This window comes from Thermodesulfobacteriota bacterium, assembly GCA_040755095.1.
Taxonomy (GTDB): domain Bacteria; phylum Desulfobacterota; class Desulfobulbia; order Desulfobulbales; family JBFMBH01; genus JBFMBH01.
The window spans coordinates 1-20,683 of record JBFMBH010000070.1 but is presented as its reverse complement, the minus strand read 5'-3'; the positions used below and the strand labels follow the sequence as shown (position 1 = coordinate 20,683).

The 20,683-nt window shown below is 65.2% G+C and carries 26 protein-coding genes; 14 read left to right on the top strand and 12 right to left on the bottom strand.

The features are described 5' to 3' along the window. The 14 genes from rplF to rplQ all read left to right on the top strand — a co-directional run. Positions 1-493 (top strand): 50S ribosomal protein L6 (gene rplF / locus AB1634_11500; GenBank protein MEW6220141.1); only part of this gene is annotated, 493 nt, incomplete at its 5' end. A 15-nt stretch (positions 494-508) separates the two neighbouring features. Continuing rightward, positions 509-874, top strand: coding sequence for a 50S ribosomal protein L18 (gene rplR / locus AB1634_11495; GenBank protein ID MEW6220140.1), 366 nt, complete (start codon positions 509-511; stop codon positions 872-874). 33 nt (positions 875-907) lie between these two features. After that, the gene (gene rpsE, locus AB1634_11490; protein MEW6220139.1) at positions 908-1,414 is read left to right on the top strand and encodes a 30S ribosomal protein S5; all 507 of its coding nucleotides are present in this window, start codon (positions 908-910) and stop codon (positions 1,412-1,414) included. A 105-nt stretch (positions 1,415-1,519) separates the two neighbouring features. Next, positions 1,520-1,711, top strand: coding sequence for a 50S ribosomal protein L30 (gene rpmD, locus AB1634_11485; protein ID MEW6220138.1), 192 nt, complete (start codon positions 1,520-1,522; stop codon positions 1,709-1,711). Then, positions 1,708-2,148 carry a 50S ribosomal protein L15 gene (gene rplO, locus AB1634_11480; protein ID MEW6220137.1) on the top strand — a complete coding sequence of 147 codons (441 nt, stop codon included), beginning with the start codon at positions 1,708-1,710 and terminating at the stop codon, positions 2,146-2,148. The genes rpmD and rplO overlap by 4 nt, the downstream gene beginning before the upstream one ends. Then, a complete protein-coding gene (gene secY, locus AB1634_11475) occupies positions 2,149-3,456 on the top strand; it encodes a preprotein translocase subunit SecY (GenBank protein ID MEW6220136.1) in 1,308 nt (435 codons plus the stop codon). It begins immediately after the preceding gene. Between the two features lie 30 nt (positions 3,457-3,486). Continuing rightward, positions 3,487-4,281 carry a type I methionyl aminopeptidase gene (gene map, locus AB1634_11470; protein ID MEW6220135.1) on the top strand — a complete coding sequence of 265 codons (795 nt, stop codon included), beginning with the start codon at positions 3,487-3,489 and terminating at the stop codon, positions 4,279-4,281. 12 nt (positions 4,282-4,293) lie between these two features. Continuing rightward, entirely contained in the window at positions 4,294-4,533 is a 240-nt protein-coding gene (gene infA, locus AB1634_11465; GenBank protein ID MEW6220134.1) for a translation initiation factor IF-1, read from the top strand. Positions 4,534-4,543: 10 nt separating this feature from the next. Next, positions 4,544-4,657, top strand: coding sequence for a 50S ribosomal protein L36 (rpmJ, locus tag AB1634_11460; GenBank protein ID MEW6220133.1), 114 nt, complete (start codon positions 4,544-4,546; stop codon positions 4,655-4,657). 83 nt (positions 4,658-4,740) lie between these two features. Continuing rightward, positions 4,741-5,109, top strand: coding sequence for a 30S ribosomal protein S13 (gene rpsM / locus AB1634_11455; protein MEW6220132.1), 369 nt, complete (start codon positions 4,741-4,743; stop codon positions 5,107-5,109). 102 nt (positions 5,110-5,211) lie between these two features. Continuing rightward, positions 5,212-5,610, top strand: coding sequence for a 30S ribosomal protein S11 (gene rpsK / locus AB1634_11450; GenBank protein ID MEW6220131.1), 399 nt, complete (start codon positions 5,212-5,214; stop codon positions 5,608-5,610). 54 nt (positions 5,611-5,664) lie between these two features. Beyond that, a complete protein-coding gene (rpsD, locus tag AB1634_11445) occupies positions 5,665-6,294 on the top strand; it encodes a 30S ribosomal protein S4 (protein MEW6220130.1) in 630 nt (209 codons plus the stop codon). A gap of 149 nt (positions 6,295-6,443) precedes the next feature. Continuing rightward, positions 6,444-7,472, top strand: a complete 1,029-nt coding sequence (locus tag AB1634_11440; protein ID MEW6220129.1) for a DNA-directed RNA polymerase subunit alpha — start codon at positions 6,444-6,446, stop codon at positions 7,470-7,472. After that, positions 7,469-7,834: a 50S ribosomal protein L17 gene (gene rplQ, locus AB1634_11435; GenBank protein ID MEW6220128.1), complete on the top strand. Its 366-nt coding sequence runs from the start codon at positions 7,469-7,471 to the stop codon at positions 7,832-7,834. Before AB1634_11440 ends, rplQ begins: the two co-directional genes overlap by 4 nt. Positions 7,835-7,963: 129 nt before the next feature. On the opposite strand, the gene AB1634_11430 is transcribed toward rplQ, so the two are convergent. The 12 genes from AB1634_11430 to AB1634_11375 form a co-directional block, all read right to left on the bottom strand. Next, on the bottom strand, positions 7,964-9,670 hold the full coding sequence (locus tag AB1634_11430) for an ATP-binding protein (GenBank protein ID MEW6220127.1): 1,707 nt from the start codon (positions 9,668-9,670) through the stop codon (positions 7,964-7,966). 64 nt (positions 9,671-9,734) lie between these two features. Then, a complete protein-coding gene (locus AB1634_11425) occupies positions 9,735-11,033 on the bottom strand; it encodes a phenylacetate--CoA ligase (protein ID MEW6220126.1) in 1,299 nt (432 codons plus the stop codon). Between the two features lie 81 nt (positions 11,034-11,114). Next, positions 11,115-11,894: an ABC transporter ATP-binding protein gene (locus AB1634_11420; GenBank protein ID MEW6220125.1), complete on the bottom strand. Its 780-nt coding sequence runs from the start codon at positions 11,892-11,894 to the stop codon at positions 11,115-11,117. Beyond that, positions 11,878-12,651, bottom strand: coding sequence for an ABC transporter ATP-binding protein (locus tag AB1634_11415; protein MEW6220124.1), 774 nt, complete (start codon positions 12,649-12,651; stop codon positions 11,878-11,880). Before AB1634_11415 ends, AB1634_11420 begins: the two co-directional genes overlap by 17 nt. Beyond that, positions 12,651-13,724, bottom strand: a complete 1,074-nt coding sequence (locus AB1634_11410) for a branched-chain amino acid ABC transporter permease (GenBank protein MEW6220123.1) — start codon at positions 13,722-13,724, stop codon at positions 12,651-12,653. The genes AB1634_11415 and AB1634_11410 overlap by 1 nt, the downstream gene beginning before the upstream one ends. Beyond that, positions 13,725-14,615 (bottom strand): branched-chain amino acid ABC transporter permease, encoded by an 891-nt coding sequence (locus tag AB1634_11405; protein MEW6220122.1) that lies wholly within the window; start codon positions 14,613-14,615, stop codon positions 13,725-13,727. A gap of 60 nt (positions 14,616-14,675) precedes the next feature. Continuing rightward, positions 14,676-15,839, bottom strand: a complete 1,164-nt coding sequence (locus AB1634_11400; GenBank protein ID MEW6220121.1) for an ABC transporter substrate-binding protein — start codon at positions 15,837-15,839, stop codon at positions 14,676-14,678. A gap of 59 nt (positions 15,840-15,898) precedes the next feature. Then, complete coding sequence (locus AB1634_11395; protein MEW6220120.1) at positions 15,899-16,330, bottom strand: ACT domain-containing protein; 432 nt, start codon at positions 16,328-16,330, stop codon at positions 15,899-15,901. An 11-nt stretch (positions 16,331-16,341) separates the two neighbouring features. Further along, the gene (locus AB1634_11390; GenBank protein ID MEW6220119.1) at positions 16,342-17,643 is read right to left on the bottom strand and encodes a phenylacetate--CoA ligase; all 1,302 of its coding nucleotides are present in this window, start codon (positions 17,641-17,643) and stop codon (positions 16,342-16,344) included. 9 nt (positions 17,644-17,652) lie between these two features. Then, complete coding sequence (locus AB1634_11385; GenBank protein ID MEW6220118.1) at positions 17,653-18,273, bottom strand: indolepyruvate oxidoreductase subunit beta; 621 nt, start codon at positions 18,271-18,273, stop codon at positions 17,653-17,655. A gap of 74 nt (positions 18,274-18,347) precedes the next feature. After that, complete coding sequence (iorA, locus tag AB1634_11380; protein MEW6220117.1) at positions 18,348-20,159, bottom strand: indolepyruvate ferredoxin oxidoreductase subunit alpha; 1,812 nt, start codon at positions 20,157-20,159, stop codon at positions 18,348-18,350. 325 nt (positions 20,160-20,484) lie between these two features. Next, positions 20,485-20,683, bottom strand: a 199-nt coding sequence (locus AB1634_11375) for a hypothetical protein (protein ID MEW6220116.1), incomplete at its 5' end; no start/stop codon positions are given.

Below are 20,683 nucleotides of genomic sequence, written 5' to 3'. Positions count from 1 at the left end.
GCAGGGGCTGGAGGTGAGCGTCACCGGGCCGAAAGGCAGCCTGTCGCGGCGGCTGCCGGCCGGAGTCTCGGTGATTCTGGACAATGGCGCCGTGCGCCTGGAAACCGGGGATGATGGTCGCAGCGGGAGGGCGATCTGGGGATTGGCGCGCACCCTCGTGAACAACATGGTGGTCGGGGTGAGCACAGGCTTTCGACGCCGGCTTCTCATCGAGGGGGTCGGCTACAAGGCGGAGGCGGCGGGAGCGATCCTCACCCTCAGCCTGGGCTACTCGCAGCCAGTGAGCTACAGCCTGCCCGCTGGCGTCAAGGCAGTGGTGGACAAGAGCGGGATCACCCTGGAAGCGATGGACAAGGAGCTTCTGGGGGAGACTGCAGCCCGCATCCGGGCGGTCCGCGGGCCAGAGCCATACAAGGGCAAGGGTGTGCGCTACGAAGCCGAGTACATCGCCCGCAAGGTTGGCAAGACCGGCGGCAAGGGCGGCAAGAAATAAGGAGAGGGTGACGTCATGGGCAAGACAAGTCCGAAGATCATCGCCCGCCAGACCCGGGTGAGCCGGATCCGCAAGAAGATCAGCGGCACTCCGGAGCGACCTCGGCTTCAGGTCTTCAAGAGTCTGAAGCATATCTATGCCCAGATCATCAATGACGAGACTGGGCATACCCTGGTGAGCATGTCCAGCCTCAGCAAGATCCTCCGCGGGCAGGCCGCTGAAGGCAAAACCGGTCGGGCCCGGCAGGTTGGACTGGCCCTGGCTGAGGCGGCCAAGGCGAGGGGCATCGAGAAGGTGGTTTTCGACCGGAGCGGCTATCTGTACCATGGGCGGGTGAAGGCCTTGTCGGAAGGAGCCCGCGAGGGCGGACTGGTGTTCTGAGCGGACCGCGGACAGACGGATCGGGGGTGCATCTTGGTTGAGCAGAAGGCGGGGAAGGGTGAAGACCTCCTCATCGAAAAGATCGTGTACATCAATCGGGTGGCCAAGGTGGTCAAGGGCGGCCGCCGTTTTTCCTTCAGCGCCATCGTGGTGGTGGGCGATGGTCAGGGCTCGGTCGGCTATGGATTGGGTAAGGCCAATCAGGTGCCGGAGGCCATTCGCAAGGGGCTGGAGCAGGCGCGCAAGGATATGCAGCCTGTGCCGTTGAGCGATGGTACGATCCCTCACGACGTGGTGGGGGTGTTTGGTGCGGGGCGCGTGCTGCTGAAGCGGGCCTCGCAGGGTACCGGTGTGATCGCCGGTGGCGCAGTACGTGCGGTGCTGGAGGCGGCCGGGGTGCACAACATCCTGACCAAGTGCCTTGGCTCCCACAACCCCCACAACGTGGTCAAGGCCACTCTGGCGGGGCTGCGGGATCTGCGGGCGCCTGAGCAGATCGCTCGTCAGCGCAACAAGGACGCGGCCAGCATACGCAGCTGAGGCGGGCACGCCCTATACGGGCTGGCGCAACGGGCGGGGTCGCCAGAGGCTGCCCCGGCGGTTCGGTCGCTTGACAAAGGCTTCAGCGAGAGATGGGGGCAGGATATGGCAAGGGCCATACGACTCACCCTGGTCAAGAGCATGGCTGGACGGCCCGAGAGACAGCGGGCGGTCCTGACCGGTCTGGGGTTGACCAAGATGCGGAAGACAGTGGTGCGCCAGGACACTCCCGAGATTCGCGGTATGGTGGCCAAGGTGCTGCACCTCGTGCAGGTGGAGGAGATGGAGGCATGCTGAACCTGAGCAACCTGTCGCCCCAGAAGGGCGCCAGCAAGGACCGCAAGCGGATCGGTCGTGGCCAGGGCTCTGGTCACGGTGGAACGGCTACCAAAGGGCACAAGGGCCAAAAGGCCCGCTCGGGGGGCAAGATTCGGCCAGGCTTCGAAGGTGGACAGATGCCGTTGCAGCGGCGGCTGCCCAAGCGGGGCTTCAACAACCCCTTCAAGGTCGAGTATGCCCTGGTGGGCCTGGGAGATCTTGAGGTGTTTGAGGCCGGCACCCGGGTTGATCGGGAGCTTCTGGTTCGTCAGGGCATTGTGGCCAGTGGGCAGCGGCCCGTGAAGGTGCTGGCCAACGGCGAGATCACCAAGGCCTTGGTGCTGGCGGTGGACAAGGTGTCGAAAGGTGCCCGGCAGCGCATCGAGGCCGCTGGTGGCCAGGTCGAGGACCGATAGATGCTTGGTGGCTTTCAGAACGCCGCCAACATACCCGAGCTGCGGCGGCGCATCGTCTTCACGCTGTCGATGCTGGCCGTCTACCGGATAGGCGTCCAGATACCCACCCCGGGCATCAACAGTGAGGCCCTGGCCTCATTCTTTGCCAAGGCGGCGGGCACGCTGTTCGGGATGTTCGACATGTTCTCCGGGGGCGCGCTGGAGAGGTTTTCCATCTTCTCCCTGGGGATTATGCCGTACATCAGTGCCTCCATCATCATCCAGCTGCTGACGGTGGTGGTGCCCCAGCTGGAGGCCTTGTCCAAAGAGGGCGAATCCGGTCGCCGGAAGCTCACCCAATACACCCGTTACGGAACCGTGCTCCTGTCGGTGATCCAGGGCACGTTCATCAGCGTCGGCCTCGAGTCCATGCAGTCCCCTGCCGGTGAGGTGATTGTGGCCGATCCCGGGTGGGCGTTCCGGGCGATGACGGTGATCACCCTGACCTCCGGCACCGCCTTCATCATGTGGCTAGGCGAGCAGATGACGGAGAGGGGCATTGGCAATGGCATGTCCCTGATCATCTTTGCCGGGATTGTTGCTCGCATGCCGGCGGCGGTGGGCAACACCTTCCGTTTGTGGCAGACCGGGGAGCTGGTTTTTATCATGCTCCCCATCATCGGAGCCCTGATGGTGCTGGTGGTTGCCGCGGTTATCTACATGGAAACCGCCCAGCGGCGTATCCCCATCCAATACGCCAAGCGGGTGGTGGGGCGGCGGGTCTATGGCGGACAGTCGTCGCATCTGCCGCTCAAGATCAATATGAGCGGGGTGATTCCGCCGATTTTCGCCTCCTCCATCATCATGTTTCCGGCAACCATCGGCGGTTTTGTGGACGTGGAATGGGTGCGGCAGGTTTCGGCGCAGCTGGCGCCGGGCAAGATCCCGTACACGGTGCTCTACGTTGGCTTTATCGTCTTCTTTTGTTTCTTTTACACGGCGGTGACCTTCAAGCCGATGGATGTGGCGGAGAACCTCAAGAAGCACGGAGGGTTCGTGCCTGGGATCCGGCCCGGGAAGCGCACAGCCGAGTTTTTGGACCGGGTGTTGACCCGTCTCACGGTGATCGGCGCGCTCTATGTCAGCCTGATCTGCGTGCTGCCCACGTCTCTGATCAGCTGGTTCAATGTTCCGTTCTATTTTGGTGGCACGGCCCTGCTGATCGTGGTGGGCGTGGCCATTGATACGGTGTCGCAGATGGAGTCCCATCTCATCATGCGCAACTACGAAGGCTTCATGAAGACCGGGAGGATCAAGGGCCGCCGCTAGCCGTCTGCGCTGACAGCGGGACTGGTGGGCATGGCAAAGGCCGTTCTTCTCAAGACGCCGGCGCAGATCGAGCTGATGCGGCAGGCAAACCGCATCGTCGCCGGAGCACTCATGATGCTCCGCCAGCGCGTGACTCCCGGGGTGAGCACCTGGCAGCTGGACGCCTGGGCCGAGGAGTATGCCCAGGCACACGGCGCCCAGCCCGCGTTCAAGGGCTACCATGGGTATCCAGCCAGCCTCTGTGTGTCGATCAACGAACAGGTTGTGCACGGCATACCGTCCAAGAGGGTCCTGCTGCGGGACGGTGACTTGGTGAGCTTCGACTTCGGGGTGCGCTATCAGGGCCTGTTCGGCGACGCCGCTTTGACGGTGGCAGTTGGCGCTGTGGATGGACGACGCCGAGCACTGATGCAGGTCACGCAGGAGGCTCTCTACAGGGGCTTGGCAGCAGCCCGTGCCGGCAACCGGGTGAAGGATATCTCCCGGGCGGTGCAGGAGCATGTCGAGGCGCGGGGTTTTTCAGTTGTGCGACAGTTCGTGGGGCACGGCATTGGTGTCAACCTCCACGAGGGACCGGAGGTCCCGAATTTCGTTGGCCATGAGCGGAGTATTCGGCTGCAGCCGGGGATGGTACTGGCTGTGGAGCCCATGGTGAATATGGGGACGCATGAGGTGGAGGTCCTGGCGGACGGCTGGACTGCTGTGACCTGCGATCGGATGCCGTCTGCACATTTCGAACACTCGGTGGCGGTCACCGAGAACGGGCCGGTGGTTCTCAGTCTGATGGCGGGAGAGACCCTGCCGGCTCCTCTGGTTGGGCCTTGAGGAAGAGGGAGTATGCCCAAAGAAGAGGCCATACAGGTTGAAGGGACCATCGTCGAGCCTTTGCCCAACGCCATGTTTCGGGTGGAGCTGGACAACGGCCATCGGATCCTGGCCCACATTTCCGGCAAGATGCGCATGCATTTTATCAAGATCTTGCCAGGCGACCGGGTGACCGTTGAGCTGTCACCGTACGACCTGACCCGAGGCCGGGTAGTCTTCCGAGCCAAGGGGGGACGTTCCGAGAAACGATAGGGTGAATATCATGAAGGTACGGGCTTCTGTAAAGCGGATCTGTGCGGACTGCAAGGTGATCAAGCGCAAAGGTGTGGTGCGCGTTGAATGCAAGGTCAAGAAGCACAAGCAGCGCCAGGGATAGACAGCCCGGCGCCTGCTCGGTACGGGGAGAGTCCGTGCTGCCACGCGGCGCGGATGTAACCAAGAGGAGTCTGGAGGACGACGTTGGCACGCATAGCTGGAGTTGACCTGCCGAAGAAGAAAGCCATGGAGATCGCCTTGACCTATATCCATGGCATCGGTCGGACGTCGGCGCGCCGCATCCTGGATGCGGCCGGGCTGCCCTTCGACTTCAACAGCGACGATCTGTCGGACGGCGATGTCGCCAAGATCCGCAAGATCATCGACGAGGGATTCGTGGTGGAGGGCGACCGGCGCCGGGAGGTGTCCATGGACATCAAGCGGTTGATGGATCTGGGGTGCTACCGCGGACTGCGCCACCGCAAGGGTCTGCCGGTTCGGGGCCAGAGGACCCACACCAATGCCCGCACCCGCAAGGGCCCCCGGAAGGGCGCGCCCCTGAAGAAGAAGTAGAGCATCCGATCCATGATCGACGGCCGTCCCGTGGCTCTTCTGGCGCGGCTGTGGCGATGAGCCCCGCACAGAGGGGGGGAAGGTTTTCTGGGAGGAGGCAGTATGGCAGGTCCAAAGAGTGTAGCCGCGCGAGGCAAGAAGAAGGAAAAGAAGAACGTACCCGAGGGCATTGCCCACGTGTGCTCCACGTTCAACAACACGATCGTGACCATCTCCGACCGCCAGGGGAATGTTCTGGCGTGGAGCAGCGCCGGCTGCCTGGGCTTCAAAGGCTCCCGGAAGAGCACCCCGTTTGCCGCACAGAATGCCGCGCAGACCGCGGCTCGGCGAGCCATGGAACAGGGGATGCGCAGTATCGAGGTCTGGGTCAAAGGGCCCGGGCCAGGCCGGGAGTCGGCTCTGCGCGCCTTGCAGGCCGTCGGCCTTGAGGTCAGCCGGATCCGGGACGTGACCCCGATGCCGCACAATGGCTGCCGCCCCCCCAAGCGGCGCCGCGTGTGATGGTCAGGAAGAGCAGCGAAGCATCGACAGGGATTGACCGAGGAGGAAAGAGCGTTGGCCAGATACCTTGGCGCGGTGTGCAGGCGGTGCAGGCGGGAGAACCTCAAGCTGTTCCTGAAGGGGGACCGCTGCTACAGTGACAAATGTGCTTTCGAGCGGCGGGCCTATCCGCCGGGGCAGCATGGGCAGGCGAGGACTCGCAAGGTCTCCGACTATACCGTGCAGCTGCGCGAGAAGCAGAAGGTGCGGCGTGTCTATGGCCTCTTGGAGGGTCAGTTCCGTCGCTACTTCGAGATGGCGGACCGGATGAAGGGGATCACCGGCGAGAATTTGCTTATCCTCCTGGAGCGCCGCCTGGACAGCACCGTGTTTCGTCTGGGTTTCGCCAGCACCCGCAGTCAGGCCAGGCAGCTCATCCGGCACAACCACATCCAGGTGGATGGCCACAAGGTGAACATCCCCTCCTACCTGACCTCGGTGGGAGAGGTGATCACAATCAAAGAGAAGAGCCGCACCGTGGCCACCATCACCGACAGCATGGAGGCGGCTGCCCGCAGGGGGCTTCCGTCCTGGCTGGAGGTGGACCGAGGCCAATTCCGGGGCGTGGTCAAGACGGCACCCAACCGGGAAGAGCTGACGATGCCGATGCAGGAGCAGCTGATCGTCGAGTTGTATTCCAAGTGAGAATCGGCACCGGTCGCCCTGGGGCCACCCGCACCTTGGGCGTCCCCATGGGCCTCCGTCCGGTTCGTATCCGGCCGATCCGTTTCGGAGGCGGCCGTCAGTCTTTGTCGTGAGGGATACTACTTGCTATGGCTGCTGAGATCATCCCCATCTATCGCAACTGGACCGAGCTCATCAGGCCCGAGCGCCTGGAGGTCGAAGCTGATACACACTCTGAGCACTACGGCAAGTTCGTCTGCCAGCCGTTGGAGCGGGGCTTTGCTGCCACCATCGGCAACCCCTTGCGCCGCATCCTCCTGTCGTCCATTCAGGGGGCGGCTATTACCTCGTTGCGGGTGGAGGGAGCCTTTCACGAGTTTACAACCATTCCTGGGGTGTTGGAGGATGTGACCGAGGTCATCCTCAACCTCAAGGAGGTGCGGCTCAAGCTCAACACGTCAGAGTCCAAGGTGATCCGTATCGAGAAGGCGGAGCGGGGACCGGTGACTGCGGCTGATATCATCGCTGACGGCACGGTGGAGGTCCTCAATCCGGACAAGAAGATTTGTACCATTACCGGCGACGGCGCGTTCCGGGCCGAGATGGAGGTCAAGTGGGGCAAGGGCTACATCCCTTCCGACCGGCAGCGGATCGAGGACCTGCCAGTGGGCACCATTCCGATCGACGCGGTGCACACGCCGGTCAAGAAGGTGAAGATCACCACCGCCCAGGCCCGGGTGGGCCAGCAGACCGACTACGACAAGCTGACGATCGAGATCTGGACCGATGGCTCGGTGCGTCCGGAGGATGCCTTGTCGTTTGCCGCCAAGATCCTCAGGGACCAGCTGCGGATCTTTCTCAACTTCGACGAGATCGGCGTGGAGCTGGAGACGCCGCCGCAGGACACCGCGGAACGGGCGCCCATCAACGAGCACCTGTACAAGAGTGTCGACGATTTGGAGTTGTCGGTGCGCTCGGCCAACTGCCTGAAGAACGCCAATATCCATTTCATTGGTGAACTGGTGCAGAAAACCGAGGCCGAGATGCTCAAGACCAAGAACTTCGGGCGCAAGTCTCTCAATGAGATCAAGGAATTGCTGCAGGTGATGGGGTTGGGACTGGGCATGGTCGTCGAGGGTTGGGTATCCCCGGAGCCGCCCGCCAAGGCATCTGTGGAAGAGGATGAGGTGGAGCGATGAGACACCGCAAGGATGGCAGAAGACTGAGCAGGACCACCGAGCACCGCGAGGCGATGCTCCGCAACATGGTGACCTCCCTCTTCGAGCATGAGCGGATCGTGACCACGGTGCCCAAGGCCAAGGAGGCCCGCCGCCTGGCCGACCACATGGTGACCCTGGCCAAACGCGGCGATCTTCATGCCCGCCGGCAGGCCCTGGCCTTTCTCCGTAGCGCGACGGTGGTGGCCAAGCTTTTCGATCAGCTCAAGGACGGCTTTGCCGATCGGCAGGGCGGCTACACCCGTATTATCCAGACCGGCACCCGACGGGGCGACGGGGCAGCCATGTCCATTCTGGAGCTGGTGACCCTCCGGGAGGCCTGATACGGCTGCCCGGCCGATGCGCCGTCGTTGCTCCCGTTTCTGACAGGCCCTGAGAGCGCAGCTGCTCCAGGGCCTGTTGGCGTTGTGGGCCGGCAGAGTGCGCGCCGCCGCCGGCCCGAGGGGCGCCGGCTAGATGGCGGCTCGGGCAGCGGGTAGCCTGATGGTCACCGTTGTGCCTTCATCCGGCACGCTAGCGATTTCAATCTGGCCATCATGCCGGTTGATGATGCCGTAGCAGATCGCCAGGCCCAGCCCCGTGCCCTTGCCCACTTCCTTGGTGGTGAAGAACGGCTCGAACACCTTGGCGACGCTGCCCTCTTGGATGCCGCACCCGGAGTCCCGAATGCGGACGATGACCTCCTCTCCTTCGCAGGCGGTCGTGATGGCAACCAGTCCCCGGCCGCGGATCGCCTCGCCGGCGTTGATCAGCAGGTTGACCATGACCTGCTCGAGCTGAGCCGGGTCGCCGAACACCGGCGCCGGAGATGTCAGACTCTGGATAACCTCGATCTCCTTGAGCTCGAAGCCCACCAGATCCAGAGCGTTCCGTACCACCTCGTTGATATCGAGCTGGCGGAACTTCGGGTCGCCCTGGCGGGAGAACTGCAACAGCTGCTGTACGATACCGGACGCCTTCTCGATATTCCGTTCGATGACGGCCAGCTTCCCGAGCAGGAAATCATCCGGGCAGCCGGCGGCAAGCCTCCGCTGGGCCGTTTGTACGGCCAGGGAGGCGTTGTTGAGCGGATTGTTGATCTCGTGGGCCATGCCGGCAGCCAACCGGCCAACGGACTCGAGCTTGCCGGCGTGCTGCAGCTTCTTCTCCTGCTGAAGCCGTTCCAGCTCAGCCGCCGCCCGCGCGCCGAAGATCCGCAGCATTGAGCAGGCAAGGGCGGTATCGATCGCCTCCTTCCGGTCCATGACCGCGACCAGGCCCAGGGCAGCGCCTGCCGAGTCGTGCAGGCGGACACCGATATAGGCCTCCACACCCAGATCGGCGAGGAGGGGATCCCGGGGGAAGAGCTTCCAGGCATCCTTCGGATAACAGCACAGCCCCTCCTGCACCACCTTCCCACAAGGGGCGCCTGCCAGCTGGTAGGCGAAATTGTCGCCGAGCCGGCCGTCCGCCCACACCACCACGGTCTGGACCCGCGTCGGATCAGACTCCACGAACTTGGCGACGACAGCGAAGTCCATCCCCAAGGCCTGAGCCAGGCTGGCGGCCAGCGAGCCGAAGAATCTCTCCCCAGTGGCACCGGACACTGCCTCGGCGATGGAGCGCAGGACCGATTCCGCCTCCTGCCTCTCGCGGTACCGCTCCTCCAGCTCCTGCTGCTGCCTTCTGACCTCTTTGGCCAGCCGCCATTTTTCGGACAGGGAAAGCGCCAGCTGGGTGATCTCGTCGGAATCAAAGGGTTTGCGCAGGAAGAGCAGCCGCTCGGGGAAGCCCACGGTCCGGACGATGTCGGCCATGGCGTGGTCGGAATAGGCGGTAACGATCACCAGTTCCACGTCCGGGTCGGCTTCCCGGATGCGCCGTGCTGTCTGCACACCATCCCAGCCCGGAGGCATACGAACGTCGACGAAGGCGACGCTGTAGGGCTGGTCCTCCGCAACCGCCTTCTGCACCAGGGCCAGCCCCTCCTGCCCCTGATGGGCCGTATCGAGCGTAAACGCTGGCCAGGCCACGCTTGGCCTGGTCTTCCTCTCCGAGAGCAGTGAGCCGAGCCCAGGGGCATCCGGACGATCGCCAGCCGGCGAGCCGACCAGAATGGAGCGGACGGCCTCGCAAATGGCGACATCGTCGTCAATGAGAAGGATTCGTCTGCTGCTCATGGATGAAGACGCCTCCGGGCCCCCCTGGTCTGGCGGCCCCTGCCTGAGGGCGAGACCGACGGTGTCAGAGGATGCGGCGGTCAAGCACCCGGGCTGCCTTGCCCTCGGAGCGCTCCAAGCTCTTCTTTTCCACCAGCTTCACCTCCACCCCGATGCCCAGCTCGGTGGCGAGGCGGTCCCTGATCAGATCCACCAGGCGTCGCTGCCTCCACATTTCGTCAAAGAAGATGTTCTCCGCCACCTCCACCAGCACCGTCACCTCGTCCATGGCGCCGCGGCGGTCCACCTGGATCTGATAATGGGGCTCGGTGCCTTCGATCTCCAAGAGCACCGCTTCGATCTGCGAGGGAAAGACATTGACCCCTTTGACGATGAGCATGTCGTCGGTACGCCCCATGACCCGCGCCATCCGCCGCAGGGTGCGGCCGCAGGGGCAGGGCTCCGGGATGAGGCGGGTCAGATCCCTGGTCCGGTAGCGGATGACCGGGAAGGCCTCCCTGGTGAGGGTGGTGATGACCAGCTCTCCCAGATGACCGGGCGGCACCGGTTGCAAGGTCTGGGGATCGACGATCTCCACCAGGAAGTGGTCCTCGGCCAAGTGCAGACCGTGGCGCTCCAGGCATTCCCCCGCCACCCCCGGCCCCATGACCTCGGAAAGACCGTAGTTGTCGGTGGCAGCGATGGCGAGCTTGTTCTGGATCTCCTGGCGCATGGCCTCGGACCACGGTTCGGCACCAAAGAGGCCGACGCGCAGCGACAGGGCGTTGGGATTGACCCCCATTTCCAGGAGGGTATCGGCCAGATGGAGGGCGTAGCTGGGGGTGCAGACCAGGGCCGTAGCCTTGAAATCCTGGAGGATTTTGATCTGGCGCCGGGTGTTGCCGCTGGAGATGGGGATGACCGAGGCGCCGATCCGCTCGGCCCCGTAATGGAGGCCGAAGCCGCCGGTGAAGAGGCCGTAGCCGAAGGCGATCTGCACCACATCGTCGGCGGTGACGCCCCCGGCGGTGAGCACCCGAGCCACCAGATCGGCCCAGCGTCGGATATCGTTCTTGGTGTAGCCCACCACCGTGGCCATGCCGGTGGTTCCGGAGGAGGCGTGGATGCGCACCACCTCCCGGAGCGGCACGGCGAAGAGCCCGTAGGGGTAGTTGGCCCGCAGATCCTCCTTGGTGGTGAAGGGCAGGCTCTTGAGCTCAGACAGGTCCCGGAAACCGTCGGGATCGAGGCCGATTTCCTTGAACTTCTTGCGATAGAAGGGAACATTGCGCGCCACCCGGAAGAGGGTCGACTGCAGGCGCTCCAGCTGCAGCTGCTCCAGGTCCTCGCGGCTGATGCACTCCTCGTCCGGCTGCCAGTACATGTCCCCCTCCTTACCGTGAAAGACGGACCGCAGAAGGTCGACCAGGGAATCAGGGACCGGTCGTGGCCGTTTCCGATCCGTTCAACCGGTCCCTTCCGCGGTTGGACATTCCTTGCTCGATATTCGATATTCGTTTTCCGGGTCCTCGGTGCCATGACCGAGGTAGGCCCGCTGGACGTCGCGGTTGGCGAGCAGCTCGGCGGCCGGCCCCTGAAGGCTGATCTTGCCGGTCTCCAGGACGTAGCCCCGGTCGGCGATGGCCAGGGCGGCGCGGGCGTTCTGCTCGACCAGGAGCACCGTCTTGCCAGTCGCCCGCAGCCGCTGGATGATGGCAAAGATCGTTCTGACGACGAGCGGCGCCAGGCCGGTGGAGGGCTCGTCCATCATCACGAGCTGGGGCCGACTCATGAGGGCGCGACCCATGGCCAGCATCTGCTGCTCGCCGCCGGACAGGGTGCCAGCCGGCTGGTCCCGGCGCTCGGCCAGGATGGGAAAGAGCCTGTAGACCTGGTCCAGCTCCTCGGCCACGGCCGGCCGGTCCCGGCGGGCCAGAACTGTGCCTCCCAGGAGCAGGTTGTCCCTGACGGTGAGCGGCGCGAAGACTTGGCGGCCCTCGGGAACCAGCGCACAACCCAAGGCGACCAGCCGCTCCGGTGGGACCCGGCAGAGGTCCCGGTCCCGGAACCGGATCTCGCCGGCGGTGGGCCGGAGAACGCCAGCGATTGTCGCCAGCAGGGTGGTCTTGCCCGCCCCGTTGGCGCCGATGATGGCGACGATCTCCCCCGGGGAAACGTGCATGGAGATGCGGCGCAGCACCCGCAGCTTGCCGTAGCCGGCTTCCAGGTTACGAACCCTGAGCATCATCCTCTCCGAGATAGATCCTGATGACTTCGGGGTTGGCCTGGATAGCGGCCGGGCCGCCCTCGGCGATCTTCTGGCCGAAGGACAGGACCACAATCGCATCGGATATATTCATGACCAGAGACATGTCGTGCTCCACCAGAAGCACAGTGACCCCCTGATCCCGGATGCGCTGGATGAGCCGGCCGATCTCGGCGGTTTCGTACATGTTGAGCCCGGCCGCTGGCTCGTCCAGGAGCAAAAGCCGAGGCTCGGCGGCCAGGGCGCGGGCCAGCTCGATGCTGCGCTGTTGGCCGAAGGACAGGCCGGTGGCCTCGGTATCGGCCATCCTCGCCAGGCCGAACAGCTCCAGGAGCCCCTCGGCGCGCCGCCGGATGCGTCGCTCCTCCGGCCAGGTCCAGGGGGCGTTGACCAGGCCGGCCAGAAAGCCGGCTTGGCTCCGGGCATGGCAGCCGACCATTACGTTCTCGCAGGCGGTCATGCCGGCGAACAGCTTGATGTTCTGGAAGGTACGGGCCAGGCCCCGGCGGGCGATCTGGTGGGCTTTGAAGCGCTGGTACCGGCGGCCGTCGAAGACCAGGCTGCCCCGCTCCACGGGCAGGTGACCGGAGATCAAATTGAAGAGGGTGGTCTTGCCGGCACCGTTGGGCCCGATTACCGCCTTGATCTGGCCGGCCAGGACGTCGAAGCTGACGTCGTCCACCGCCTTGAGGCCGCCGAAGGAGTGGCTGAGTCCGGTCACGGTCAGGAGTGCCATCAGGCCACCTCGCTGCTGCTTCCCCGGGCACGCCGGAAGAGGCGGCCGACCGGCAGCCGCAGCAGACCCTGGGGAGCAAAGAGCATGATAGCGATCAGCACCGCGCCAAAGACGGCGTCATCGTACGATCCGAAAAGGCCGCGCATGGACAGGAAGTTGAGGACGGCGCCGGTCACCAGGGCGCCCCACAGGTTGGCCATGCCGCCGGCCGCGACGATGGCCACGTAGCGCACCGATTTCATCACCCCGGCCTCAGAGGGGCCAATGCCGCCGTTGTAATGGGTCAGGAAGACCCCGGCCAGGGCGGCGAAGACCGCCGAGAGCACGAACACCCCCAGCTTGGCGCCGGCGACGTTGACGCCCGAGGCTGCCGCCGCCTCCTCGCTGGCATGGATGGCCCGCAGGCTGCGGCCGACCCGGGAGTGGACCAGGTTCACGAGCAGCAGCATTCCGAAAAGGATCAGGCCCCAGGCGATGTAGTAGTTGGTGACCCTGGCGTCCAGGCTGCCGCTCACCGTGATGCCGGGCAGCAGGGTGAAGCCGGGCACCTCGGAGATGCCGTCCGCCTGGCCGAAGTAGGCGGTGGCCAGGACGACGCGGTAGATGATCGTGCCGAAGCCCAGGGTGGCCATGGCCAGGTAATGCCCTTTGAGCTTCAGAACCGGCAGGCCGATGACCAGGGCCACCAGGGCCGCGGTCAGGACGGCGGTGACGCAGGCGGCCCACGGGTGGACGGTCAGAAATTTGTCGCCGAACATGTCCTCGCTCGCCACCAGAAGCCCCCAGCGACCCAGGAGCTGCAGCACGGCGTGCCCCTGGAAAGCGATCAGATTGTGGGTGGTGAGACCGGCGGCGAGATAGCCGCCGATGGCAAAGAAACCGGCGTGGCCCAGGGAGATCTGGCCTGCATAGCCCATGAGGGTGCACAGGCCGATGATGACCAGGGCATAGTAGCCGGCCATGGTCAGCTGGGTGAGGTAGAAGGCGGTGCCGGTCCGGGCGGTGAGGACCTGGACGGCCACCACCACCAGGGCCAGGGCCAGGAGTGGGGCATAGCGCCGGGCGGTCTCCACTTAGAACTCCTTGAGGGCTCCGGTCTCCCGGCTGACCAGGAGGCCATGGGGGCGGAAGACGAGGATGGCCAGCAGCAGGGTCAAGGCCAGCACATCCTGGTAGGCCACCGGCAGCACCGCGACGGAAAAGGCCTCCATGATGCCCAGGAGCAGCCCGGCCACCACCGCGGCCACCGAGCTGCCCAGACCGCCCAGGATGGCCACCGTGAAGCCTTTGATGGCCAGGGTCGGTCCGGAGTCGTAGCGCAGATAGGTGATGGGTGAAACCACACAGCCGGCCAGGGCGCCGATGCCAGCCGACAGCATGAAGGACAGGGTGACCAGATTGCGGGTGTTGATGCCGCACAGGGTGGCAGCCAGGCGATTGGCGGCGCAGGCCCGCATCTGGCGTCCCACCGGAGTGAGCCGGAAGAAGAGGCTCAGGGCCGCCACCATCACCGAGCAGACCCCGATCACCCACAGCACCTGGGGCGAGACGTTGGAGCCCAGGATCCGAACCGTCGACACCTCGTTGCCGGTGAAGTAGGGCAGGGCCCGCACCTTCTCCCCCCACACATGCAGGGCCAGCTCCCGGAGCATGATGGACAGGCCGATGGTGATGACGATCATGCGCAGCACGCTGGGCCGGTGCAGCCAGCGGATGAAGAGCATCTCGATGAGGCCGCCGGCCAGCATGGTGGCGATGGTGGCCAGCAGGATGGAGACGGGCAGGGGCAGAATCTGGTGCAGGGAGATGGCGATCATGCCCCCCAGCATCACGAACTCGCCCTGGGCGAAGTTGATGATGCCGGTGGTGTTGTAGATGATGTTGAAGCCGATGGCGACGATGGCGTAGATGACGCCGTAGGTGATGCCGGCAAAGAGATACTGGATGGCGAGATCGACGGTCATGGGCCTGGTCGGGGAGCCCGGGCAGCCCGCTGGCTGCCCGGGCCGACGATGGGCAGCGGTCTACTTGCCATAAAAGGTGAAGGCCCCGTCTTTTACGGTCAGCATGGAGAAGGCATCCATGCCCAGACCCACGTGGTCGGAAGGCGAGAAGTTGAAGACCCCGGCGGTGCCAGCAAAGCCCTTGATGCCCTCGATGGCACTCCGGACCTTCTCCCGGTCGGCACCGCCGGCCTTGATGCCCTCGGCCAGGAGCATCAGGGCGTCGTAACCGTGGCCGCCGAAGGTGGAAGCCAGCTCGCCCGGGTACTTGGTCTCATAATCCTTCTTGTATTGGAGCAGGAGCGCCTTCTGGGGATGGCCCTCCGGCAGTTGATCGGCGACCAGAAGGAGGCCCGCCGGGAAGATGATGCCTTCGGCGGCGGCGCCGGCAGCCTTGACGTACTCGATGTTCCCGAAGCCGTGGCTCTGGAAGAGGGGCAGCTTGAGGTTGGCCTGGGCGATGTTCTTGGCCAGGATGGCCTGGGCCGGCTCGATGGACCAGTTCACCACGGCCTGGACCTCGGGGTTGGCAGCGACCTTGGTCACCACGGGGGTCAGGTCCGTGGCCTTGGAGTCATAGACCTCCTCCAGAAGGATCTGGATGCCGAAATCCGGAGCGATCTTCTTGAGCTGGGCCGCCCCGGCCTTGCCGAAGCCGGTGTTGGAGGAGAGGAAGGCGATTCGGCTGATGCCCATCTTCTGCATGGTGGTGAAGATGTGCTTGATGGCGTCGGAGTCGTTCTGGGGGGTCTTGAAGACGTAGCGGGCCACCGGGTTGACGATGAGCTCAGCAGCGGCGCAGGAGATGAGGAGCATCTTCGCCTCCTCGCAGATGCCCTTGATCTTCAGGGTCTCACCGCTGGTGGAGGGTCCGAGGATGGCGAAGACCTTCTCCTCTTCGATAAGCTGCTTGGCGAAGGAGACCGCCTTTTCGGCGTCGGCCCCGGAATCCTTGATCACGAGCTGGAGCTGATGGCCACCCACCCCGCCGCTGGCATTGATCTTCTCCACCAGCATCTCCATGGTGCGGGCCTCGGGACCGCCCAGGAACGAGGCCGGGCCGGTGACGGCCAGGATGGCGCCCACCTTGAGGGTGTCGGCCTGGGCCAGCGGGGCGGTCAGGATGCCCATGACGGTCCACAGGGCGGCTGTTGCGGCCAGCGTCCGGATCCACAAACCCTTCATCGTTGTCTCCTCCCTTTCGTTCGAGTGGCGCTTGGACAACGACCCCCTGCGGGTCGTCTTCAGATGGCGTGAACCTCTTCCCCGCTGAGGATGCGCACGCCGCCCCGGGTGAGACCGGCGATGGCGGCATCGATGTTGTCGAAGCGGAAGATGAGGATGGCGTGCTCGCCGCTTTTTTGGACGAAGGCGTACATGTACTCGACGTTGATGCCGGCCTCATCCATGAGCGCCAGGATATGGGCGAGGCCTCCTGGCCGATCGGCCACCTCCACCGCCACCACCTCGGTCTTCCCCACCGTGAAGCCCTCCCGCCGCAAGGTTTCCTTGGCCTCCTCGGTCCGGTCCACGATGAGGCGCAGGATGCCGAAGTCGGCGGTGTCGGCCAGAGACAGGGCTCGGATGTTGATGCCGGCGGCGGCCAGCACCGCCGTTACCTCAGCAAGCCGGCCGGATTTGTTCTCCAGGAAGACAGCGATCTGTTCCACCTTCATGGGCGCACCCCCTAGATTGTGCGGCGGTCGATGACCCTTTTCGCCTTGCCCTCGCTGCGGGCGATGCTTTTGGGCTCCACCAGCTTGACCCGGCAGGTGATGCCCAGAAGATCCTTGATCTCGCCTTCGATCCTTTTGGTCAGGCGCTCCAGGCCTTTGATCTCGTCCGAGAAGATGGCCTCGCCCACCTCCACCTGCACCTCCATGGTGTCCAGAGCCCCTTCCCGGTCAACGATGATCTGGTAATGGGGCTCCACCTCCTCGATGCTCATGAGGACGTGCTCCACCTGGGAGGGGAAGACATTGACCCCCCGGATGATGAGCATGTCGTCGGTACGGCCGGTGACCTTGTCCATGCGCACCAGGGTGCGGCCGCAGGGGCACGGCTCGTAGTGGAGGCGGGTGAGGTCCTTGGTGCGGTAGCGGATGACCGGGAAGGCCTCCTTGGTGAGGGTGGTGAAGACCAGCTCGCCGGCGCTTCCCGGTGGCAGGATCTGACCGGTGGCCGGATCGATGATCTCCGGCAGGAAATGATCCTCGAAAATGTGCAGGCCGCATTTGGCCTCGGCACACTCCACCGCCACCCCCGGGCCGATGATCTCGGACAGACCGTAGATGTCGATGGCCGTGAGCCCCAGCTTCCTTTCGATCTCCTCCCGCATGCCCTGGCTCCAGGGCTCGGCCCCGAAAATACCCACCCGCAGGAACAGGGTCGAGGGGGCTACCCCCATCTCGGTCATGATCTCGGCTAGGTTGAGGGCATAGGACGGGGTGCTGCACAGCACGGTGGAGCCGAAATCCTGCATGAGCATGATCTGGCGCTTGCTGTTGCCGCCGGAAATCGGGATCACCGTGGCGCCCAGGTTCTCGGCGCCGTAGTGGAAGCCGAGGCCACCGGTGAAGAGCCCGTAGCCATAGGCGTTGTGGACCACATCGCCGGCATGCACCCCCGCCGCCGAGAGGGTCCGGGCCATGACCTCGGCCCAGGTGCCGATGTCCCGCCGGGTGTAGCCCACCACCGTGGGCTTGCCGGTGGTGCCGGAAGAGGCATGCAGCCGCACCACCTGCTCCAGGGGCACCGTGAAGAGGCCAAAGGGGTAGTTGGCCCGCAGATCCTCCTTGGTCAGGAAGGGCAGCAGGGTCAGATCGTCAAGGCTCCTGATATCCTCCGGCCGCACCCCGGCCTCGGCCATCCGGTCCCGGTAGTAGGGCACGGTCACCGCCACCCGCTCCACCGTGGCCCGCAGCCTCTTGAGCTGGATCGCCCGCAGGGCCTCCCGGGGCATGGTCTCGTATTCCTCGTTCCAGATCATGGCATGTCCTCACTGCTGGGAAACAGCGGCGCGGCCCAGGTCGAAGGCCAGCTGATTCGCCGTCCGGAACCGTTCCGGGACGCGTTCTTCGATGACGGCGCGAAAGGTGGCCACCGGCACTGGCAGGAAGACGGCCAGGGCGCCCACCAGGACCATGTTGACGGTGCGGGGCTCGCCGGCCTGCCGGGCCAGGAGCTCCGCGTCCAGCTCCACCACCGAGACGTGCCTCTGCCGCAGCTCGTCCAGAATGGCGTGGGGATAGAGGGCCTTGCCGGTAGCCACCACCGGCGGCGGGATCTCCTGGCTGTTGGCGATCACCCGGCTGGCCGGGTGCAGATAGGGCAGGTAGCGCACCGCCTCCAGCTTCTCGAAGGCCACCAGAAGATCCGCTGTGCCGGGCTCGATGAGCGGGGAATAGACCAAGGCGCCGAAGCGCAGGTGCGCCACCACCGACCCTCCCCGCTGGGCCATGCCGTGCACCTCGCTTTTCTTTACCGACAGCCCTTGGCGGATCAGGGCATGGGCGGTGATCTCGCTGGCCAAAAGGATGCCTTGGCCGCCGACGCCGCAGAAGAGGAGGTTGGTCACCTGCGAGGCCGGGCGGTCGTCAGAGGAGGGCGGGGTGCTCATGCCAGGGTCTCAAGTGGAAGGGCGGGATGGTTGCGCGCTCCTGGTCGATGGCGGTGTGGTGCCAGGCCCACGCCTCAGGACTGCTCGGCGGTGGCCAGCTCGATGGCCTCGAACTGGCAGATCACCTGGCACTGGCCGCAGCCGGCACAGCGGATGGCGCTGATCCGGGAATGACCGGGCTGTTTCTCCCGGAGGCCCAGGGCCGTGGCCTCGTCCGGGGTAAGGGCCTGCCAGCTGATGGCCGGGCAGCCCAGGCCCAGACAGAGGCGGCAGCCCTGGCAGCGCTCCACATCGACCCGGAAGGCCGGCTTGCGCTGCCGCCGCACCTCGGGCAGCAGCGCGCAGGGGGCCCGGGCGATAATCACCGACGGTGCCGGCCGTGCCACCTCTTCCTGGATCACGGCCATGGCCCGGCGGTGGTCGTGGGGATCCACCGTCACCACATGCGGCACGCCGATGGCCCGGCACAGGGCCTCGAGGTCCACGGCCGGTGCCTCGTCCCCCGCCAAGGTGCGGCCCGAGGCCGGGTTGGCCTGGTGGCCGGTCATGGCTGTGATCCGGTTGTCCAGGATGATCACTGTCGAACAGCCCTTGTTGTAGACGATATCGAGAAGACCAGTGATGCCGGAATGGAGGAAGGTGGAGTCGCCGATCACCGCCACCACCTTGCCCAGGGCCTCGTCGCCCAAAGCCTTGTCCATGCCATGGGCCATGCTGATGCTGGCTCCCATGCAGACGCAGCTGTCCATGGCCGCCAGGGGCGGCAGGGCGCCGAGGGTGTAGCAGCCGATATCCCCGGACACGAACAGCTTGAGTCGGGACAAGGCGTAGAACACCCCCCGGTGCGGACAGCCGGGACACATGTTGGGGGGGCGCGGCGGCAGGGCCAGGGGCTCGAACGGTGGCCGGATCGGGGTGCCGGTGACCGCCACCCGCACGATCTGCGGCGCCAGCTCGCCCCGGGCCGGGATGATCTCCTTGCCGGCAGCCCGGATGCCCATGGCTCGGATCTGGGTCTCGAGAATGGGATCCAGCTCCTCCACCACGACCAGCCGCTCCACCTCGGCGGCGAAGGCACCGATCAGGCTTTCCGGCAGGGGGTGGACCAGACCGAGCTTGAGGACCGAGGCCTCGGGAAAGGCCTCCTTGACATAGAGGTAGCTGACCCCGGAGGTGATGAAGCCAAGCCGCCGGTCTCCCCACTCGATCCGGTTCTCCAGAAAGGCCTCCGCGAATTGCTTCAGCGAGGCCATGCGGCGCTCCAGCTCCAGACGGCGGGTCCGGGCGTGGATCGGCAGCATGACATACTTGTCCGGTCGTCTTTCCAGGCCGGGGGAGACTGCCGGCGGGGCTGGTGCAGGAGCCGGTGTCACCAGCCCCTTGACATGGGCAATGCGAGTGGAGCTGCGGACCAGGACCGGGGTGTCAAACTCCTCGGCGATGGCGAAGGCGGTCTTGAGAAATTCCTTGGCCTCGGCCGGATCGCTGGGCTCCAGCATGGGGACCTTCGCCGCCAGAGCGTAGTTGCGGCTGTCCTGTTCATTCTGGGAGCTGTGCATCTCCGGATCGTCGGCTACCACCACCACCAGCCCCGCGCGGCCGCCGGTGTAGGCAGCGGTGAACAGGGGGTCGGCGGCCACGTTGAGCCCGACGTGCTTCATGGTGGCCAGGGCGCGCACCCCGGCCACGGCGGCGCCCAGGGCCACCTCCAGGGCGACCTTCTCGTTGGGCGCCCATTCGGTGTATACCCCCGGGTAGCAGGCCAGGTTTTCCAATATCTCGGTGGAGGGGGTGCCCGGGTAGGCGGAAGCAACCCGGACCCCGGCCTCATGGGCGCCCAGGGCCAGGGCCTCGTTGCCGGACAAGAAGAGCGGCGTAACCGTCACAGAGGAACTCCCTCGTCAGCTGGCAGAGCATATGGAACAGGATCGGATGGATCCGTCGGCGGGCAAAAGCTAAGACGAGTTCTTACCACGCTGGTTTCCGGATTACAAGCGTCCACGAATGGCCGCAGACGGGGGGCGGCAGCCGAGAGCCGGCCGCTTCCCGTCTGAGGACACGGGCGCCGTCCGGCAGGCGTGCGCGGCGAATGGGCTCCTTGGCACCGGCGACCATTGGTCTCGCAGACGCTCGGAACGATAGCGTGCTGCCCTTGGCGTTTGGACCCTGGTTTTTCCTCTGGCGTCGCCCCGGCCGCAAGGCCGAAAGCCATTATGGTTGTCGCCGGCAGCCACTGCAGGCGAAGGTGAGAGTGTGGACAGCAACTTCGCGTGCCGTCACGGGGAGGGCGATCAGGCGCAAGAGCCTGGCATAGAAGGCGCTCCACTCTCCCTTGGTGGGCGGGTCGTGGGCCATATGGCAGAGGCGCTGGAGCTCGGCTTGTGCCCACTTGCCGAACCTGGCGAGGTCG

What these genes read in the sequence shown, in the direction of transcription:
- AB1634_11395 (MEW6220120.1), bottom strand. Translation starts at nt 16,330, where the DNA reads ATGAAGGTGGAACAGATCGCTGTCTTCCTGGAGAACAAATCCGGCCGG.
- rpmD (MEW6220138.1), top strand. Translation starts at nt 1,520, where the DNA reads ATGGCAAGGGCCATACGACTCACCCTGGTCAAGAGCATGGCTGGACGG.
- infA (MEW6220134.1), top strand. Translation starts at nt 4,294, where the DNA reads ATGCCCAAAGAAGAGGCCATACAGGTTGAAGGGACCATCGTCGAGCCT.
- AB1634_11430 (MEW6220127.1), bottom strand. Translation starts at nt 9,670, where the DNA reads ATGAGCAGCAGACGAATCCTTCTCATTGACGACGATGTCGCCATTTGC.
- AB1634_11415 (MEW6220124.1), bottom strand. Translation starts at nt 12,651, where the DNA reads ATGGCACTCCTGACCGTGACCGGACTCAGCCACTCCTTCGGCGGCCTC.
- rplQ (MEW6220128.1), top strand. Translation starts at nt 7,469, where the DNA reads ATGAGACACCGCAAGGATGGCAGAAGACTGAGCAGGACCACCGAGCAC.
- AB1634_11405 (MEW6220122.1), bottom strand. Translation starts at nt 14,615, where the DNA reads ATGACCGTCGATCTCGCCATCCAGTATCTCTTTGCCGGCATCACCTAC.
- AB1634_11425 (MEW6220126.1), bottom strand. Translation starts at nt 11,033, where the DNA reads ATGTACTGGCAGCCGGACGAGGAGTGCATCAGCCGCGAGGACCTGGAG.
- AB1634_11390 (MEW6220119.1), bottom strand. Translation starts at nt 17,643, where the DNA reads ATGATCTGGAACGAGGAATACGAGACCATGCCCCGGGAGGCCCTGCGG.
- AB1634_11420 (MEW6220125.1), bottom strand. Translation starts at nt 11,894, where the DNA reads ATGCTCAGGGTTCGTAACCTGGAAGCCGGCTACGGCAAGCTGCGGGTG.
- rpsK (MEW6220131.1), top strand. Translation starts at nt 5,212, where the DNA reads ATGGCAGGTCCAAAGAGTGTAGCCGCGCGAGGCAAGAAGAAGGAAAAG.
- secY (MEW6220136.1), top strand. Translation starts at nt 2,149, where the DNA reads ATGCTTGGTGGCTTTCAGAACGCCGCCAACATACCCGAGCTGCGGCGG.
- AB1634_11385 (MEW6220118.1), bottom strand. Translation starts at nt 18,273, where the DNA reads ATGAGCACCCCGCCCTCCTCTGACGACCGCCCGGCCTCGCAGGTGACC.
- map (MEW6220135.1), top strand. Translation starts at nt 3,487, where the DNA reads ATGGCAAAGGCCGTTCTTCTCAAGACGCCGGCGCAGATCGAGCTGATG.
- rpmJ (MEW6220133.1), top strand. Translation starts at nt 4,544, where the DNA reads ATGAAGGTACGGGCTTCTGTAAAGCGGATCTGTGCGGACTGCAAGGTG.
- AB1634_11400 (MEW6220121.1), bottom strand. Translation starts at nt 15,839, where the DNA reads ATGAAGGGTTTGTGGATCCGGACGCTGGCCGCAACAGCCGCCCTGTGG.
- rplR (MEW6220140.1), top strand. Translation starts at nt 509, where the DNA reads ATGGGCAAGACAAGTCCGAAGATCATCGCCCGCCAGACCCGGGTGAGC.